The following is an 18,100-nucleotide window of genomic DNA, read 5'->3' as shown; positions in this document are numbered from 1 at the left end:
TTAAGAAAGGAAGTACATAAATGGAGATGGTAAATCTCTCGTTACCAGCGGGGAATCAGTTTGCGACAGATTATTTATCACAGGTCGATAAAGTGAAGAATTTTTATCATTATACTTATAGTGATAATGAGAGCTATATACAAAGGGTGAAGGAACTGGAGAAAAGGCAATTCATGAGAAATGAATTGGCAGATCATATTGCTGGTTATATGAGAGCATTTCCTCAATCAGACAAAGTACAGCAAAACATTGCTCGCTTGAGAGAGGACAACAGTGTTGTTGTTATTGGGGGACAGCAAGCAGGTATTCTTACAGGGCCTTTATATTCCATACATAAAATTATCAGCATTATACTGCTTGCAGACAAAAAGGAAAAAGACTTGAGCATTCCTGTCATTCCTGTGTTCTGGATTGCTGGGGAGGACCATGATTACTTAGAAGTAAATCATGTATTTGTACCAGGCAGTGAAAAAATGGTGAGAAAAACATACCCGCAAAGGGTAATCGAAAAAAAGATGGCTTCGGACATTGAATTAGATAAGGAAGTTTTTCATGCGTGGGCCGAGAAGCTTATTATGGCTGACGGGGAAACAACGCATTCAAATGATTTGCTTGCACTAGTTAAGGAAGCGGCAGAAGCTTCTGAGACATTTGTCGATGTGTTCAGTTATTTAGTGATGCAGCTATTTTCTAAATTTGGTTTGCTTATTGTTGATTCAGGAAATAAAGATTTACGGATGCTTGAGAAAGAAATATTCTTGAATCAAATCAGTCAATTTAAAGAAATTGGTGAAGCAGTCAGCAAGCAGCAATCATTTGTTAAGGAAAGCGGCTATGCAACTGTTATTGAGATGAGTGAAAATCCAGTCAACTTATTTTATTATGATGAGGACAATTCAGAGAGAATTCTGCTTACATATGATGAAGAAAAGCATCAGTTTGTTGGTAAGGATCAATCGGTGCATTTCACTATGGCTGAGCTGAAGGAAATCGCGAGTGAATTTCCCCATAAGCTCAGCAATAATGTGGTAACAAGACCAATTATGCAGGATTTGCTGTTTCCGACATTAGCATTTATAGGTGGTCCTGGTGAAATTGCTTATTGGGCTGAATTAAAACAAGCATTTGAACAAATGAACATAAAAATGCCGCCGATTGTCCCACGTCTTAACATTACCTTGTTAGAAAGATGCGTAGAGGCTGATTTGGAGGAGCTAGGGTTAGAATTATCAGATGTAATTAAATCAGGTACAGAAGAAGCCTGCAGTACCTTTTTGGCATCTGTAAGTAATGATAAAGTGGATTTACTGCTCACACAGCTTAAGAAGGATATTGCTGATAAATATACGGATTTGCAGGCTGAGATGGAAAGTGATATGAAAGGCTTGCTTCCAATTCTTAAAAAAAATGAAGGTCTACTGCAAAATCAAGTTGATTTTCTTGCTAAGAAGGTAGAATTGGAGCTTAAGAATAAGCATGAAGTAATTTTAAACAAGTTTCATCGCATTGAACGATGTATAAGACCTGATGGTATACCTCAGGAACGTGTGTGGAACATATTCTACTTCTTAAATCATTTTGGTTTAGATTTCCTTGAAGACGTTCTTAAGCTGCCAATGGAGTTTGATGGCACACATAAGGTCGTTAAAATGTAATATTTGAAGCTGTCCTGTTAAATAGGGCAGCTTTTTCTGCGTTTATCAGGCATAATCAAACATTTTACTTCAATTTATAAGTAAAACTGCCGAAATAAAAGGCGAATATGCAAAATTTGCTTGTAAAAAAACTAGGATATCTCTTGCAGGAAATGAATAATCCAGATAGAATTTATTTATCAGTGGTGGAAAGTGGGGGATTGTGGTACATTGAGGTTAGAAAGTGGGGGTAACAGGTATGTTTATGGGCGAATATCATCATAATGTTGATGCTAAAGGTCGTTTGATCGTACCTGCAAAATTTAGGGAGCATTTAGGTGAAACCTTTATTTTAACCCGCGGACTTGATCAATGCTTATTCGGATACCCACTCTCAGAATGGGAAATAATAGAAGAGAAATTAAAAGCCCTTCCTTTAACAAAGAAGGATGCTCGGGCATTTACAAGGTTCTTTTTTTCAGGGGCCACAGACTGCGAGCTTGATAAACAAGGGCGCATCAATATTGCTTCTCCATTAATGCAATATGCAAAGCTAGAGAAGGAATGTGTTATTCTAGGCGTGTCTAATCGCATCGAGATTTGGAGCAAATCCCTATGGGAAGATTATTTTTCCGAATCTGAGGATTCTTTTGCAGAAATTGCAGAAAATATGATTGGCTTTGATATTTAGAAACGTTTTTTGAAAAATCTATAGACAGGTGGACAACATGTTTAAACATACTACAGTATTGCTGAATGAGGCCGTTGACGGCTTAAATATACAACCAGATGGCATTTATGTCGACTGTACACTTGGTGGAGCAGGTCATAGTGAGCTGATTCTATCCAAACTATCCGACAAAGGCAGACTTATTGCATTTGACCAGGATGAGACAGCGATTATGAATGCTGAGAAAAAGCTTGAGCGTTATAAGGACAAGCTGACAATCGTCAAAAGCAACTTCAGTAATCTTAAAGAAGAAATACATAATTTAGGTATTACAAATGTGGATGGTGTTCTTTACGATTTAGGTGTTTCCTCTCCACAGCTCGACACACCAGAAAGAGGCTTCAGTTATCATCATGATGCTCCTCTCGATATGAGAATGGACAGTGATGCGGATATTTCTGCATATGAAGTTGTGAATAATTGGAAATACGAGGATTTAGTCAGAATATTTTTCCGTTATGGGGAAGAGAAGTTTTCCAAGCAAATTGCACGCAAGATTGAAGCGGCAAGAGAAACAAAGCCTGTTGAAACAACAGGTGAGCTTGTTGAATTAATTAAGGATGCTATTCCCGCTCCTGCAAGGAGAAAAGGCGGACATCCAGCTAAAAGAGTTTTTCAAGCGATAAGAATCGCAGTAAATGATGAACTTGGCGTTTTTGAGGATTCTATTGGACAAGCTATATCTTTGTTAAACCAAGGCGGAAGAATTAGCGTCATCACTTTCCATTCCCTTGAAGATAGAATTTGTAAAGCTGCTTTCAAAAAGGCGAGTGATTTGCCTGATTTACCGCCAGGACTACCGATCATTCCAGCTGAGTTTCAGCCAGAACTAAAGCTTGTTACTAGAAAGCCGATCGTTCCGTCTGACGAAGAGCTTGAAGAAAATAATAGAGCAAGATCTGCGAAGCTTCGCATAGCAGAAAAATTATAAAACTTTAGGAGGTATACGAATGAGCAATTTAGCGCGAAAGCTTCAGCAGGAAGAGTTTCAGCATGAAGAAAAACAAACAGTTAAAAAGGTATTAAAGCAGACTAAATCATTATTATCTCCTGGAGAAAAGCTAATTGGGGTTGCTTTCGTCGCATTGCTGTGTTTTGGCGGTGTGAAGATTGTCAGCAACCAAGCAGAAATCTATCAAGTGAACAAGGACATCCAGATTGCAGAGGGCTCTATTTCCAAGCTTGAAAAGTCCAATAAGGAATTGGATATAGAAGTAAAGGATTTGAGCAGCTTTGAAAGAATTAGGGATGTCGCAGAAAAACTTGGCCTTGATTTCAGCAAAGATAATGTAAAGGTTGTGCAATAAAAAATGTTAAAAAAGCAGCAGAATATTAACCTTGGAGCAGCCATCTTGTTTTTATTTTTCTGTCTGCTCTTTTTTATTTTGTTCGTTCGGTTTGCTGTTATCCAATCAACAGGAAAAGTGTCTGGTGAGGTGCTGGCAAAGGAAGCAGAAAAGAAATACAGCTCCTCCATGGTACTGGAAGCATCAAGAGGAACGATTTATGACAGAAATAAAGACGTGATTGCAGAGGATGCTTCATCTTATAAGCTTGTAGCAGTAACAGACAGCTCATTGAGCAAAAATGATCCTAAACATCCAGTGCATGTGAATAATCCGGAAAAAACAGCGGCTGAGCTTGCTAAATATATTGATTTGGAAGAATCAGATATTTATAGAATCCTGACAAAGGAAGGGGCAAAGCAGGTTGAATTTGGAAATGCCGGAAAAAACCTTTCGTATGAAACGAAGAAAAAGATTGAAGACTTAAAGCTCCCTGGCGTGTTGATTGTAGAAGGGAAAAAACGCTTCTACCCGAACGGGACATTCGCTTCACATGTGATTGGCTATGTGGAGGAAAAGGAAGATGAAGCAACAGGGAAATACACGGCAACAGGAAAACTCGGAATTGAAGAAACCTTAAATAATCTTCTTACTGGAACAGATGGTACACTTAATTATAAACGAGATATTTGGGGATATATCCTCCCAGATTCAGAGGAAGATATAACGCCTGCACAAAATGGTGATGATGTTTATTTAACATTAGATAAGAAAATCCAATCCTTTTTAGAAGATACGATGTCAAAGGTGCAGGATAAATATAATCCGAAAAAAATGATTGCCATTGTAGCAAACCCAAAAACCGGTGAGATCTTAGCAATGAGTCAACGTCCAAGCTTTGATCCAGAAACGTTGGAGGGAATTAATTCAACATGGCATAACGAAGCGATTGAAACCTCCTATGAACCAGGCTCCACGATGAAAATATTCACACTGGCAGCTGCGATAGAAGAGGGAAAGTTCAATGCTAATGCCGAATATGATTCAGGCTCCTACAAGGTAACAAAAAATTCGCAAACAATTCACGACCATAATGGGGTTGGGTGGGGATCTATCACCTATTTAGAAGGTGTTCAGCGTTCATCTAATGTCGCTTTTGCGAAAATAGCGAAAGAACAGCTTGGTTTTGAGAATCTAAGGGAATACATTACGAAATTTGGACTTGATCAAAAAACAGGCATTGATTTGCCACATGAAGCAAACAGCTCGATTGCCTTCACATGGCCTGTCGAAAAAATAACGACAGCTTATGGTCAAGGAACGGCACTTACGCCTATACAGCAAATCCAAGCGGTGACTGCAGTTGCTAATGATGGTAAAATGGTCAAACCACATGTAATCGACAAGATTGTCGATCCAAATACAAACAAAGTGATAAAACAAGTGAAAACAGAAGTTGTCGGCACACCGATCTCAGCTGATACGGCTAAAGAAGTTCGTGACATATTGGAAACTGTTATAACAAGTCCGAATGGAACTGGCTATAAAAAGTACGGTATTGATGGGTACAGTGTTGCTGGAAAAACAGGTACAGCCTCGATTCCGAAAAGCGGCGGCGGTTATTTGACTGGCAGCAGCAACTACGTATTCTCCTTTATGGGCATGGCGCCAAAAGATGACCCAGAGCTTGTGATGTATGTTGCTGTACAGCAGCCAGAGCTGAAGGAAACACAAACAGGCTCTGATCCTGTTGCAGAAATCTTCACATCTGTTATGAAAAGCAGTCTTCAGTACATGGAGATCCAGCCGACTGCTGACAGCTCTCTTAAAACAGTGGAAGTTCCTAATTTAACTGGTTTAAGCACATCTGAGGCGAAAGCGGAGCTCAAGAAGTCAGGGCTGGATTTGGTTGTTACAGGAGATGGGAATACGATTGTAGATCAACTCCCTGCTAAAGGTGAAAGCTATCTGGAAGGTGAAAAAATCGTCGTTAAGACAGATGGTAATGGGACAGTGCCAGATATGAAGGGCTGGTCAATGCGTGATATTTTAAAAGTGACAGATCTTCAGTCGTTGAAGCTGAAAACGAATGGTAACGGTTATGTTACACAACAAAGCATTAAAGCGGGTAAAACGGTTAAAGAAAATGACACATTAACCATTACATTGAAAAAACCAGAATAATAGGAAGCAGGTCCGTTTAAGGCGGGCCTGTTTTTTATGTAAATGTACGGTAAATGATAAGCAACCTCAATAGATTTAATTCTAATTGCATGTGTACAAGCATATATTGGAACGAGCCATAGAAAAAGGAGGTTCCAAATTCATGCGAGTTTCAAACGTGACCGTTCGAAAGCGGTTGACGATTGCTTTAATAGCGGGTATTGCTATTTTTCTGATTATTGACTTGAGGCTAGGTTATGTACAGTTTTTTCTTGGAGATGAATTGACGAGTAAAGCGAAAAGCCTATGGAGCAGACAAATTTCCTTCGAACCTGAAAGAGGTGAAATTGTCGACAGGAATGGTATAGCGTTAGCAACGAATATTAGTGCTCCGACAGTATACGTTGTGCCACGGCAAATTAAGGACCCTGCAACAGCAGCAGAGCAGCTTGCAGCAGTGCTAGAAGCGGACAAGCAGACAATATATAAGGAATTGATTCAAAAGGAAATGAGCGTAAGATTGCCTGAAGGCAGAAAAATTTCTCATGAAAAGGCGAAAAAGGTAAGAGCACTTGATATTGACGGTGTTTATATTGGCGAGGATTCGAAAAGATCGTATCCGTATGGAAACTATCTGTCACATGTATTAGGATTTGCTGGGATTGACAATCAAGGCTTAATTGGCCTGGAACTAGAATATGATGATGAACTGAAAGGATCTAAAGGATCTGTGCAATATTATTCTGACGCTAAAGGACAAAGAATGAATGATATGGCAGATGATTATGAAGCGCCAGTAAATGGTAATAATCTGAAGCTGACCATTGACACGAAAGTGCAGACTATTATGGAGCGGGAGCTTGATATTGCCGAACAGACATATGATCCAGACAGTATTATCGCCATTGCAATGAATCCAAAAACAGGCGAAATACTTGGGATGTCAAGCAGACCTGGCTTTGACCCGGCAGATTTTCAAAATGTCTCATCAGAGGTTTATAACAGAAACCTGCCAATATGGAGCGCGTACGAGCCAGGTTCAACATTTAAGATTATCACATTAGCAGCTGCACTCGAGGAAGGGAAAGTAGACTTGCAAAAGGATACGTTCCATGATCCAGGTTATGCAGATGTTGATGGAACAAAGCTGAAATGCTGGAAGCGGGGCGGCCATGGTGCACAGACATTTTTGGAAGTCGTCCAAAACTCCTGTAACCCGGGATTTGTATCATTGGGAGAAAAGCTTGGCAAAGACACATTATTTAAATATATAAAGAATTTCGGTTTTGGAGAGAAAACAGGCATTGATCTTCAAGGGGAGTCAAAGGGAATTCTCTTTAATCTAAATAGGGTCGGACCTGTCGAGCTTGCCACAACAGCATTCGGACAAGGTGTTGCTGTAACGCCTATTCAGCAGGTGACAGCACTATCAGCAGCCATAAATGGCGGCACCTTATACACACCATATGTGGCAAGCGAGCTGATTAATCCAAGCACAGGTGAGGTCGTAATGAAGAAAGAGCCTGTGGCAAAAAGGAAGGTAATCTCTGAAGCTACCTCCAAAAAAATCAGAGAAGCTTTAGAAAGTGTTGTTGCACAAGGCTCAGGAGGTAAAGCCTTTGTGGAAGGATATCGTGTCGGCGGTAAGACAGGGACAGCCCAAAAAGCCTCTGGCGGAAGATATTTAGAAAATAATTTCATTGTTTCATTCATTGGTTTCGCTCCTGCTGATGATCCTGAGCTAGTCGTGTATGTCGCTGTAGATAATCCAAAGGGTACAGTGCAGTTTGGTGGAGTTGTTGCAGCTCCAATTGTCGGCAGCATTATGGGTGACAGTCTTCGTGCATTAGGAGTGAAGGAGCGGAAGGGACAATTGGAAAAAGAGTACAAATACCCAGAAAATCCGCTCATTGAAGTTCCTGACTTAGTCGGGCTTACGAAAAAAGAAATTAGTGAAGTTTTTCTTAATCTGAAAATTGAGCCGAGCGGCAGTGGGGATACTGTTATCAAGCAGTCTCCTGAACCAGGAACAAAAGTAAAGGATGGCTCTACTATCCGTTTGTACTATAATAATTGACCAAACCTTTTTTTGATAAAGGCGGCACTTGCGCCGCCTTTATTTTTTGTTATATGGCAGAAAAATAGGAACACCATGGCGCAATTCCTTTTTATCATGTAAAATATAAACGCTAAGAAAAAATGCAATTCAAAAGATGGTTATGCATTTGATATAATATTAGTATTTATGAATAAAATGAATACATATGGATTTACAGAAAAGAGGATTTAAAACCATGCAGTTAAAAAAACTATTAAAAAGCTTAGGGCCATATGCTTTATATAATGGAAAAGATGCAGAAATCACTTCTATTGAAAATGATAACAGAAAAGTGGTTCAGGGAAGTCTGTTTATCTGCATTAAAGGCTTCACAGTAGATGGTCATGATTTTGCGCAAAGGGCATTTGAAGCAGGTGCCGCAGCTATTCTTGCAGAAAGAGAGTTAGCAATAGACCTGTCTATACCTGTTGTTATCGTGAAGGATACAAAAAAGGCGAGCAGCATCCTTGCAGACGCATTCTATGATCATCCTACACAAAAGCTTCGTTTAATTGGTATTACAGGAACAAATGGCAAAACGACTACAAGTCATTTGATTGAAACAATCCTGCAAGAGGCTAATAAGAAAACAGGCATCATTGGGACAATGTATACAAAGATTGACAATGAGATTCAAGAGACGAAAAACACGACGCCAGAAGCAGTCACACTGCAAAAGATTTTTCACCAAATGGCAGAGAAAAAGGTTGAAACTGCTGTTATGGAGGTTTCTTCGCATGCATTATACGAGGGAAGAGTGTTTGGCTGTGACTTTGATATTGCCGTGTTTACTAATCTGTCACAGGATCATCTTGATTTCCACGGCACAATGGATGAGTATAGACGAGCAAAAGGCTTACTCTTTACAAGACTAGGAAATGTCTATTCGCAAGAAAATCCGAAATTTGCTGTCTTGAACAAAGATGATGCAGCAAGTGAGGAGTATGAAAGACTGACAGCTGCAATTGTCGTCACATATGGGATTGATAAAGAAGCAGACATTATGGCGAAGGATATACATATCACCTCTGCCGGGACAGCGTTTCAATTAATAACACCTGCTGGAAGTTTTCCTGTTGCATTGAAAATGGTTGGTAAATTCAGTGTTTATAATGCATTGGCAAGCATTGCTGCAGCATTCGTGAGCGGGATACCAATGGTAACGGCTATTACAGCACTTGAATCTGTTAAAGGAGTATCTGGAAGATTTGAGACAGTGGATGCTGGCCAGGATTTTTCTGTTATCGTTGACTATTCACATACACCTGACAGTCTTGAAAATGCGCTTGTAACGATTAAGGAGTTCGCTGAAGGCGATATTTATGTAATTGTCGGCTGCGGCGGGGACAGGGATAAAACGAAGCGCCCATTAATGGCTGATATTGCCTGTAAATATGCAAAACATGCGATATTTACAAGTGACAATCCAAGAAGTGAGGATCCGCTGCAAATATTGAAGGATATGGAAGCAGGAGTTGTCGGCAAGGAATATAAGGTGATTGCCGACAGGAAAGAAGCGATTGATTATGCGGTTAAAAACGCAAATGCTAAAGACGTCATCTTAATCGCTGGAAAAGGGCATGAAACATATCAGCAAGTAGGAGCACAAACTTTTGACTTTGATGACCGCCTTGTTGCAAAAGAGGCTATATTAGGAGTGAAAAAATGACGCTGTCCTATAAAACCATTTTGCAGGTAATTCCTGAAGCAAAAGGATATGCAAATGAAGACATCAGCTTTTTGACCGTTTCATTTTTCAGTGATGAAAAGCAGGCGAAAGGACTGTTTGCACCTGTGTATGGCAAAGATTCCGGTGATTTGTTATCAGCAATCGCCAATGGTGCAATAGGGGCAATTTGGGACAAAAATGAAGTAATACCATCCTATACACCAAACCATTTTCCAATATTCTATACAAATGATATAAAGAAGGGCTTATATAAAATGATTGAACTATACGAACAAAACTTAAATGGACAACAGCACGCAAAATTTATTTACGCAAAAGATTCAAATAAAACAGCTATAGAAACATTCGATGGAGCTGTAATCAAAAACTTGTTAGCAAATGATGAGAAGGGAGGGGAACGAGCATGATGGAGAAAGTAATATTCTTTACGATCATATTAGGCTTTTTAATTACGGTTCTCATATCTCCCGTTTTTATTCCCTTCTTGAGAAGGCTGAAATTCGGACAAAGCATTAGGGAGGAAGGCCCAAAATCTCACCAAAAAAAATCAGGTACTCCTACAATGGGAGGTTTGATGATTCTATTATCTGTTGTTGTTACAACATTGGTAATGACTTATAAATTCACAGAGCCGACAATGAAGACATATATGCTGCTCTTTGTTATGTTAGGCTTCGGATTATTAGGCTTCTTGGATGACTTTATTAAAGTCGTTATGAAAAGGAACTTAGGATTGACATCAAGACAAAAGCTTTTAGGCCAAATTGTCATATCTGTCATCTTTTATTTTGTGTTAATGCAAAATGATTTTTCAACAAGCATTACTATCCCGCTGATTGATAAATCCTTCGATCTTGGTTGGTTTTATGTCGTATTTATCGTGTTCTGGCTTGTAGGCTTCTCAAATGCGATCAACCTGACAGATGGATTAGACGGATTAGTATCTGGAACTTCCGCAATCAGCTTTGGTGCATTTGCTGTTCTTGCATGGAGTCAGTCACAGTTTGAAATCAGTATTTTCTCTGTTGCGATTGTCGGTGCAGTCCTTGGCTTCCTAGTATTTAACGCCCATCCTGCGAAGGTATTTATGGGCGATACAGGCTCGTTAGCACTAGGAGGAGCAATAGCCGCTATTGCGATATTGACTAAAATGGAAATATTATTGATTCTTATCGGTGGAGTTTTTGTTATTGAAACATTATCTGTTATTCTTCAAGTTATCTCCTTTAAATCAACAGGAAGAAGAATATTTAGAATGAGCCCGCTGCACCATCATTATGAGCTGGTAGGCTGGTCTGAATGGCGAGTAGTGGTAACATTTTGGAGTGTAGGTTTACTATTTGCAGCACTAGGAATTTATATTGAGGTGTGGTTATAAACAATGAAACATATCACAGAATATCATCATAAAAAAATACTTGTTTTAGGTCTTGCAAAAAGTGGCGTTAGCGCCGCTTCGCTTTTGCACAAATTAGGTGCATTTGTAACAGTGAATGACAGCAAGCCTCTTGACGAAAACCCAGAGGCACAAGGCTTGCTAGAACAAGGTATTACTGTTATTTGCGGCAGTCATCCTGTTGAGCTTTTGGATGAAGGCTTTCAATTAATTGTAAAAAACCCAGGAATCCCATATTTTAACCCAATGATAGAAAGAGCTGTTGAGAAGGGAATCCCAGTTATTACTGAGGTAGAACTTGCATATAAGGTTTCCGAAGCTCCTTTCTTAGCTATTACTGGATCAAATGGTAAAACAACCACAACTACCCTTTTGTTTGACATGCTTGAAGAAGCAAGCAAAAAGCCATTGATTGCTGGAAACATCGGCACAGTAGCTTCAGATGTTGCTCAAACGGCTGAAAAGGACAATCAAATTGTTATTGAGCTTTCTTCCTTCCAGCTTATGGGTATTGATCAATTCAAACCAAAAGTAGCAATTATCACAAATATTTATGATGCCCATCTTGATTACCATGGCACAAGGGAAGAATACGCAACAGCTAAAGGGAATATCACAAGAAATCAAGATGCAGCTGATTACTTAATCGTAAATGTAGAGCAGGAAGAGGTTATGAATATTGCACGCAGAAGCAAAGCGACTATCATCCCCTTCTCAACAGCCAAGCCACTGGAATTTGGTGCATTTGTAAAAGAAGGGGCAATCTATTTCCATGATGAAAAAGTAGTGGATGTAAAGGATATAGTCCTGCCAGGTGCGCATAACCTAGAAAACATTCTTTCCGCAGTTGCTGCTGCAAAGCTGACAGGAGTTGACAATGAGAGCATTCATCGTGTTTTAAGTACATTTAAAGGAGTGAAGCACAGACTGCAATACATCGATGAAATTGAAGGCAGACGTTTTTATAACGACTCCAAAGCAACGAATATTCTTGCTACAGAAAATGCTCTTGCAGCGTTTGAAGTGCCGACAATCCTTCTTGCTGGAGGTTTAGACAGAGGAAATGAATTTGATGAACTGATTCCTTCCTTAAAAAATGTTAAGGCAATGATTCTATTTGGCCAAACAGCCGACAAGCTTGAAAGAATCGGAGTCGAAGCAGGAATAAAAACGATCCAACGTGTCGATAATGTGGACAAAGCTGTACCGGCTGCTTTCCAGCTATCTGAGGAGGGCGATGTCATCCTTCTGTCACCAGCATGTGCAAGCTGGGATCAATACAAAACTTTTGAAGTCAGAGGAGACATTTTTATAGAAGCGGTGCATAAGCTTAAATAAGGGCTTGTTTACATTCATCGTTTCAATTGAAAATGATGATTCTAAAGGGGATTAATAATCTCCTTGTGGGGAGAAATCAGTCAACCGTTATTCTCGGTTTGAAGCAAGCCCAAATACTTGCAACTCGAGGTGTGGTAAAGGTGCCGACAAAAAAAACAACTCCCGATATATTCCTAATCATCATCACGTTTACACTACTAGCGATAGGACTTATCATGGTGTACAGTGCAAGTGCTGTATGGGCGGATTTCAAATTTGATGATTCCTTCTTTTTTGCGAAAAGACAGATGCTTTTTGCAGGAGTCGGTATTATCGCCATGTTTTTTATCATGAATATTGATTATTGGACATGGAGAACATGGGCTAAGATTATCGTTATTGTGTGTTTTGTCTTGTTGGTTTTCGTATTGATTCCGGGAATTGGAAATGTCCGCAATGGTTCGCGAAGCTGGATCGGGGTTGGTGCGTTTTCCATTCAGCCGTCAGAATTCATGAAGATGGCGATGATTGCTTTCCTGGCAAAATTTCTTTCAGAGAACCAGAAAAAAATCACTTCCTTTAAAAAAGGATTATTGCCTGCTTTAGGTATCGTATTTTTGGCGTTTGGTATGATTATGCTTCAGCCAGATTTAGGAACTGGCACGGTTATGGTTGGGACAAGTGTTGTGATGATCTTTATCGCAGGTGCTAGAATTCGCCATTTCGTTTTTCTTGGCTTAATTGGTCTGGCAGGCTTTGTAGGCCTTGTTGCTTCGGCGCCTTACAGGATAAAACGGATCACTTCATTCCTTGATCCGTGGTCAGATCCTCTTGGCAGCGGATTTCAAATCATTCAGTCGTTATATGCAATCGGTCCAGGAGGCTTGTTTGGATTAGGACTGGGAGAAAGCAGGCAGAAGTTCTTTTACTTACCAGAACCACAAACGGATTTTATCTTTGCGATTCTTTCTGAGGAGCTTGGATTTATCGGTGGTTCACTTATTCTCCTGCTATTTTCCTTACTGCTTTGGAGAGGTATCAGGATTGCCCTTGGTGCACAAGATTTGTTTGGAAGTTTGCTTGCCGTTGGAATAATTGCAATGGTAGCTATTCAGGTTATGATTAATATCGGAGTGGTGACAGGCTTAATGCCAGTTACCGGAATAACATTGCCGTTTTTAAGCTACGGTGGATCTTCGTTAACATTGATGCTTGTAGCAATCGGGGTGCTATTGAATGTGAGCCGTTATTCACGATATTAAAAAAAGAGAAAAGTAACACGTAGGAGAGGATGGCTTAAAGCCCTCCTTTTTTTATTTTTAGGGAGAAAATCAATTTAAAATCTTCATACAATTCATTATTATAATCATTTCATAACAATTATTTCAGTAAGACTTGCAAGAGGGGAGGGGAGAGAGGAGACAACCACTTATTCAAATGCTTGATAAGTAAGAACAATTACGGAAAAATAATCGAAAATGGGCTAAGCAGTATCCTGCAAAAATGTATTACATTTTGTTTTCAATTTTATGTAATTGTACGAACAGGTTTAAAATATAGTACAATAGGGAACATCTAGTTTGGGCTTTAAGAAAATCCTCCAAAGTTTTCAAAGAAGATAGTTTCTGTTTTTCATAAATAAAGCTATAATAAAGTAGATTTGAAATCGTATGAAGCGCTTTTCAACAAGAACAAGTACGTGTTATGAGGTGGGAATATGAAAATAGTGGTTAGCGGTGGTGGTACAGGAGGACATATTTATCCAGCACTTGCCTTAATCCGTGAAATACAAAAGGAAGTCAAGGATGTTGAATTCTTGTACATAGGAACTGAAGCAGGCTTAGAAAGTAAATTGGTGCGTCGTGAAGATATCCCATTTAAAGCGATACATATTACTGGATTTAAACGTAAGCTCTCGCCTGAAAACCTTAAGACGGTTTGGAGATTCATTTCTGGTGTTAATAAATGCAAAAAAATCTTAAAGGAATTTAAAGCAGACGTTGTAATCGGCACTGGCGGTTATGTATGTGGACCTGTTGTGTATGCTGCCGCAAAAATGGGCATAGCAACAATCATCCATGAACAAAACAGTGTACCTGGTTTAACTAATAAATTTTTAAGTAAATATGTGGATAAAGTAGCAACATGCTTTGCCGAAGCAGAGCAGTTCTTCCCAAAGGAGAAAGTAGTTTTAACAGGGAATCCTCGTGCGTCTGAAGTACTAAATCAGGATGCGATTAAAGGAAAACTGTCTGCAGGACTGAAGCTAAAGGATCAGGCAGTATTGATTTTCGGAGGCAGCAGGGGAGCTAGACCTATTAATGATGCAGTTATTTCTGCGCTTCCTGAATTCGGAAAAAAATCATATCAAGTTCTTTACGTCACTGGTGAGGTGCATTATGAAGCAGTGAGGAAGGAAGTGGAGAAGGTTGGGAATCCTGAAAATGTTATCATAAAGCCATTTGTTCACAATATGCCTGAGGTTCTTGCAGGAATAGATTTAACTGTAGCAAGAGCAGGTGCAACAACATTGGCTGAGCTAACATCTCTGGGAATTCCAAGCATTTTGATTCCGAGTCCTTATGTGACAAATAATCATCAGGAGAAAAACGCCCATTCACTTACTAACAATGGTGCAGCGAAGCTGCTGTTAGAGCGTGAATTAAATGGTGAAAATCTTGTGTCAGAGATAGACGAAATAATGCTGCAGCCAGAAAAGCTGCAAAGCATGAAAAACGCCTCTCTTGAGCTGGGTATTCCAGATGCAGCAATGAGACTGTTTAAAGTGATGCAGGATGTAGTGAAAAAATAACGCTGGGTGGGAGTGTTTCTTTCTCCCCAGTTCTTCCTCAAGTTTTTTGGTGGATGCTATAATCAAATGGATGAAACCAGAAAAGCTTGACATTATGTTTTGTTTAATAAAAATGATTCAAACATACTGCTTTTTGCTTGAAAAAAAACTGGTTAAATCCGATATATAATAAGTAATTATGAGATGGCGGCGAAATTTTCTGCTGACATTCTCATATTAGAGGTGGTTACTTGGAAAAAGGAAAGATTGTTTCCATTGAAGATAGAATTCCTAAATTAAAACAGCAGCGAAGGAAGAAAGCAAACAAACGCCTCATATTTCTGCTCATGCTCTTTTTTCTCCTCATTGGATGCATTATTTACTTTCAGTCACCACTAAGCAATGTGAAACAAACGGTCGTGACAGGAAACATATTGTATAAGGAAGATGAAATAGAGAAAATCAGCGGTATAAATTCTTCAACGAACATTTGGACAATAAAAAAGGACAAGATTGAAGAGAAGCTTAATGCCTTGCCTGAGATTAAAACGTCCTCTGTTTCGATAAAACTTCCCAACATCGTAAATATTAAAGTGGAAGAGTACAAACGGATCGCTTATATGGTAAGCGGCAGTAAATACATTCCAATTATTGAAAGCGGAGCAAAGCTAGAGGGAAGAAGCTCAGAATCAACACCATATGATGCACCGCTCATTATGGATTTCGACAATGATAAAGCATTGGAGAAAACGGTCAAGGAACTGAAAAAACTTCCGACTGGTGTATATAATGCCATCTCTGAGATTCACTATACTCCGAAAAAAACAGATTCTTACCACATTAATATCTTCATGAATGATGGGTTTGAGGTTGCAGCCTCCTTAAGTACATTTGCTGAAAAAATGGAGCATTACCCGTCAATAGTCAGTCAATTAGATCCTAAGAAAAGAGGGATTATTGATTTGGAGGTAGGTTCCTATTTCAAGGAATACGGAACAGAAGGAGAAGAACAAAGTGAAGAATAGACGAAAGGGAAGTCATGTAATCTTTTCGTTTGTTTTCCTTGTATTAGGGTTCATTGTTGCCTTTGCCTTTCAGGTGGCACAAGCAGACAAGGACAAAAATAAGTTGAGTGACAGCCAGTTCGACCGTGATCTCTCATTGCGAAACGAGCTAATTGATCAGGAAGAAAAAAATAATCAACTTTTTAAAGAGTTAGAGCAAGCGCAAAAAGAACTATCGGATTATGAAAAAGAACTATCCACTAAGGCTGATTCCTATTACAATCTGGCAGAAGATGCAAACAATTACCGCATGTACTTAGGGAAGATGCCTGTTCAAGGAAAAGGGGTTCAGGTGACATTGGAAGACGGAAACTATAATCCGAATGATGACAATGTGAACAATTACCTTGTACATGAACACCACATCTTCCAAGTGGTGAATGAACTATATGTTTCAGGTGCTACAGCAATTAGCATTAATGGTCAGCGTCTGTCTCATGATTCTTATATTCTTTGCAATGGTCCTGTCATTGAGATTGATGGCAATCAATATCCTGCTCCGTTTGTTGTGACAGCAATTGGCGACAGCGAGGTTATGGAAGGTGCACTCAATATTAAAGGTGGCGTGAAGGACACGCTGGTAAATGAAAACATTAAGTTTACACTAGAAAAAAAGGATACTATTAAAATGGATGCGCTCAGAACAAATTAAGTGAAAAGTAAGGTTTAAATGCCGATTATTTTGCATGGAAGTATGGTGAAGGCGTGAATAAAAAACTTTTCACTATGACAATCATTACACTAGTTATTGGTTTTATGCTTGCCGTTCAATTTCAGACAGTTAAGAAGCCGAAGGTTCGGGACACAAGGGATACTTGGGAACTGAAACAAGCGCTTCTTAAGGAAAAGGAAACGGAGCTTAAGCTGTTGAGTGAAATTCGTACAGCAAACCAAAAAGTGGACGAGTATAAAAACGACAGCTCACAGACAAAAGAAGAGCTACTACAAGACACAATCGACGAGCTTAAAGACGAAATAGGCCTGACAGAAAAAAACGGTTACGGGATAATCATAAATGTTCAGTCCGTCAGCCCGGATTTGCTTATGGGAGAAGAGCAGGGCTCCATCTCGGCAGATTTGCTTAAAAGGCTGATTAATGATTTGAACCAGTATGGTGCAAAGGAAATCTCTATTGCCGAACATCGATATATAAATACATCTGTCATCAGGGACATCAATGGGGAGATTAAGATGGATGGCTATCCAGTTGACGGGCTGCCATTGACAATAAAAGTGATAGCAGCAGACAAAAACAGTGCCGAGCAGCTTTATAATCGCATGAAGGTATCTAGGTCTGCTGACGATTTCTTCATTGAAGACTTATTGCTTGATGTAAAAAAAACACAGCAAAAAATAACGATTCCTGCATATGAGGGCAATTTAAGGATTCGATATATAAAGCCTGCTGGAAATGAAGAAGGAGGCGGTTCTTGATGTGGCTGCCTATATTTGGCCTTATTGTCGGCATTTCACTTGGCCTACTGACAGATATAACGGTACCTGATGAATATGCCAATTATCTATCAATAGCTGTGCTTGCAGCACTTGATACCTTGTTTGGCGGCATCAGGGCCCACCTGCAAAATATATATGATGAAAAGGTATTCGTATCAGGTTTTTTCTTTAATATTCTCCTTGCAGCAAGTTTAGCTTTTCTCGGTGTTCATCTTGGTGTAGACTTATATTTAGCTGCCATATTTGCCTTCGGTGTAAGGCTGTTTCAAAATATCGCAGTCATTAGGAGAATCATCTTGACAAAGTGGGAAAATAAAAGAGAAAAAACTGAAAAAAATCATTCATAAAAAAGGGAATATATTAGTTTTGGCGAATTATTTAATAATAATATATTAATAGGGATATTTTATTCATTAAAGCTTAACATTCGCTTAAAAGAGAATAGCTGTTGTTCACTTATTTTTAAAAAGCAAAAA

General features: G+C 39.2%; 16 protein-coding genes. All 16 read left to right on the top strand.

Annotation, left to right across the window (positions count from 1 at the left end):
• Nucleotides 1-20 precede the first annotated feature (20 nt).
• The 16 genes from bshC to CEQ21_RS25925 all read left to right on the top strand — a co-directional run bounded on the left by bshC (nt 21) and on the right by CEQ21_RS25925 (nt 17,971).
• A complete protein-coding gene (gene bshC, locus CEQ21_RS26000; protein ID WP_185767037.1) occupies nt 21-1,655 on the top strand; it encodes a bacillithiol biosynthesis cysteine-adding enzyme BshC in 1,635 nt (544 codons plus the stop codon).
• 238 nt (nt 1,656-1,893) lie between these two features.
• The gene (gene mraZ, locus CEQ21_RS25995; protein WP_127734829.1) at nt 1,894-2,325 is read left to right on the top strand and encodes a division/cell wall cluster transcriptional repressor MraZ; all 432 of its coding nucleotides are present in this window, start codon (nt 1,894-1,896) and stop codon (nt 2,323-2,325) included.
• A 37-nt stretch (nt 2,326-2,362) separates the two neighbouring features.
• The gene (gene rsmH, locus CEQ21_RS25990; RefSeq protein WP_185767036.1) at nt 2,363-3,295 is read left to right on the top strand and encodes a 16S rRNA (cytosine(1402)-N(4))-methyltransferase RsmH; all 933 of its coding nucleotides are present in this window, start codon (nt 2,363-2,365) and stop codon (nt 3,293-3,295) included.
• A gap of 19 nt (nt 3,296-3,314) precedes the next feature.
• The gene (gene ftsL / locus CEQ21_RS25985; protein ID WP_185767035.1) at nt 3,315-3,671 is read left to right on the top strand and encodes a cell division protein FtsL; all 357 of its coding nucleotides are present in this window, start codon (nt 3,315-3,317) and stop codon (nt 3,669-3,671) included.
• Nucleotides 3,672-3,674: 3 nt separating this feature from the next.
• Nucleotides 3,675-5,834 (top strand): penicillin-binding protein, encoded by a 2,160-nt coding sequence (locus CEQ21_RS25980; protein WP_185767034.1) that lies wholly within the window; start codon nt 3,675-3,677, stop codon nt 5,832-5,834.
• A gap of 142 nt (nt 5,835-5,976) precedes the next feature.
• Complete coding sequence (locus CEQ21_RS25975) at nt 5,977-7,890, top strand: stage V sporulation protein D (protein ID WP_185767033.1); 1,914 nt, start codon at nt 5,977-5,979, stop codon at nt 7,888-7,890.
• A 217-nt stretch (nt 7,891-8,107) separates the two neighbouring features.
• A complete protein-coding gene (locus CEQ21_RS25970) occupies nt 8,108-9,580 on the top strand; it encodes a UDP-N-acetylmuramoyl-L-alanyl-D-glutamate--2,6-diaminopimelate ligase (RefSeq protein WP_185767032.1) in 1,473 nt (490 codons plus the stop codon).
• On the top strand, nt 9,577-10,008 hold the full coding sequence (locus tag CEQ21_RS25965) for a hypothetical protein (RefSeq protein WP_185767031.1): 432 nt from the start codon (nt 9,577-9,579) through the stop codon (nt 10,006-10,008). The genes CEQ21_RS25970 and CEQ21_RS25965 overlap by 4 nt, the downstream gene beginning before the upstream one ends.
• Nucleotides 10,005-10,979, top strand: a complete 975-nt coding sequence (gene mraY, locus CEQ21_RS25960) for a phospho-N-acetylmuramoyl-pentapeptide-transferase (protein WP_185767030.1) — start codon at nt 10,005-10,007, stop codon at nt 10,977-10,979. The genes CEQ21_RS25965 and mraY overlap by 4 nt, the downstream gene beginning before the upstream one ends.
• 3 nt (nt 10,980-10,982) lie before the next feature.
• Nucleotides 10,983-12,335: a UDP-N-acetylmuramoyl-L-alanine--D-glutamate ligase gene (gene murD / locus CEQ21_RS25955; RefSeq protein WP_185767029.1), complete on the top strand. Its 1,353-nt coding sequence runs from the start codon at nt 10,983-10,985 to the stop codon at nt 12,333-12,335.
• A 140-nt stretch (nt 12,336-12,475) separates the two neighbouring features.
• Nucleotides 12,476-13,576: a stage V sporulation protein E gene (spoVE, locus tag CEQ21_RS25950; protein ID WP_185767428.1), complete on the top strand. Its 1,101-nt coding sequence runs from the start codon at nt 12,476-12,478 to the stop codon at nt 13,574-13,576.
• A 455-nt stretch (nt 13,577-14,031) separates the two neighbouring features.
• Nucleotides 14,032-15,126, top strand: a complete 1,095-nt coding sequence (gene murG, locus CEQ21_RS25945) for an undecaprenyldiphospho-muramoylpentapeptide beta-N-acetylglucosaminyltransferase (RefSeq protein ID WP_185767028.1) — start codon at nt 14,032-14,034, stop codon at nt 15,124-15,126.
• A gap of 230 nt (nt 15,127-15,356) precedes the next feature.
• The gene (locus CEQ21_RS25940; RefSeq protein ID WP_185767027.1) at nt 15,357-16,130 is read left to right on the top strand and encodes a cell division protein FtsQ/DivIB; all 774 of its coding nucleotides are present in this window, start codon (nt 15,357-15,359) and stop codon (nt 16,128-16,130) included.
• Nucleotides 16,120-16,821, top strand: coding sequence for a DUF881 domain-containing protein (locus CEQ21_RS25935; protein WP_185767026.1), 702 nt, complete (start codon nt 16,120-16,122; stop codon nt 16,819-16,821). Before CEQ21_RS25940 ends, CEQ21_RS25935 begins: the two co-directional genes overlap by 11 nt.
• Nucleotides 16,822-16,874: 53 nt before the next feature.
• Nucleotides 16,875-17,603 (top strand): DUF881 domain-containing protein, encoded by a 729-nt coding sequence (locus CEQ21_RS25930; protein WP_235907335.1) that lies wholly within the window; start codon nt 16,875-16,877, stop codon nt 17,601-17,603.
• On the top strand, nt 17,603-17,971 hold the full coding sequence (locus CEQ21_RS25925; protein ID WP_127736638.1) for a small basic family protein: 369 nt from the start codon (nt 17,603-17,605) through the stop codon (nt 17,969-17,971). Before CEQ21_RS25930 ends, CEQ21_RS25925 begins: the two co-directional genes overlap by 1 nt.
• Nucleotides 17,972-18,100 lie beyond the last annotated feature (129 nt).

This window comes from Niallia circulans (genome assembly GCF_007273535.1).
Taxonomy (GTDB): domain Bacteria; phylum Bacillota; class Bacilli; order Bacillales; family Cytobacillaceae; genus Niallia; species Niallia circulans_B.
This window is presented reverse-complemented; position numbering and strand designations above follow the sequence as displayed.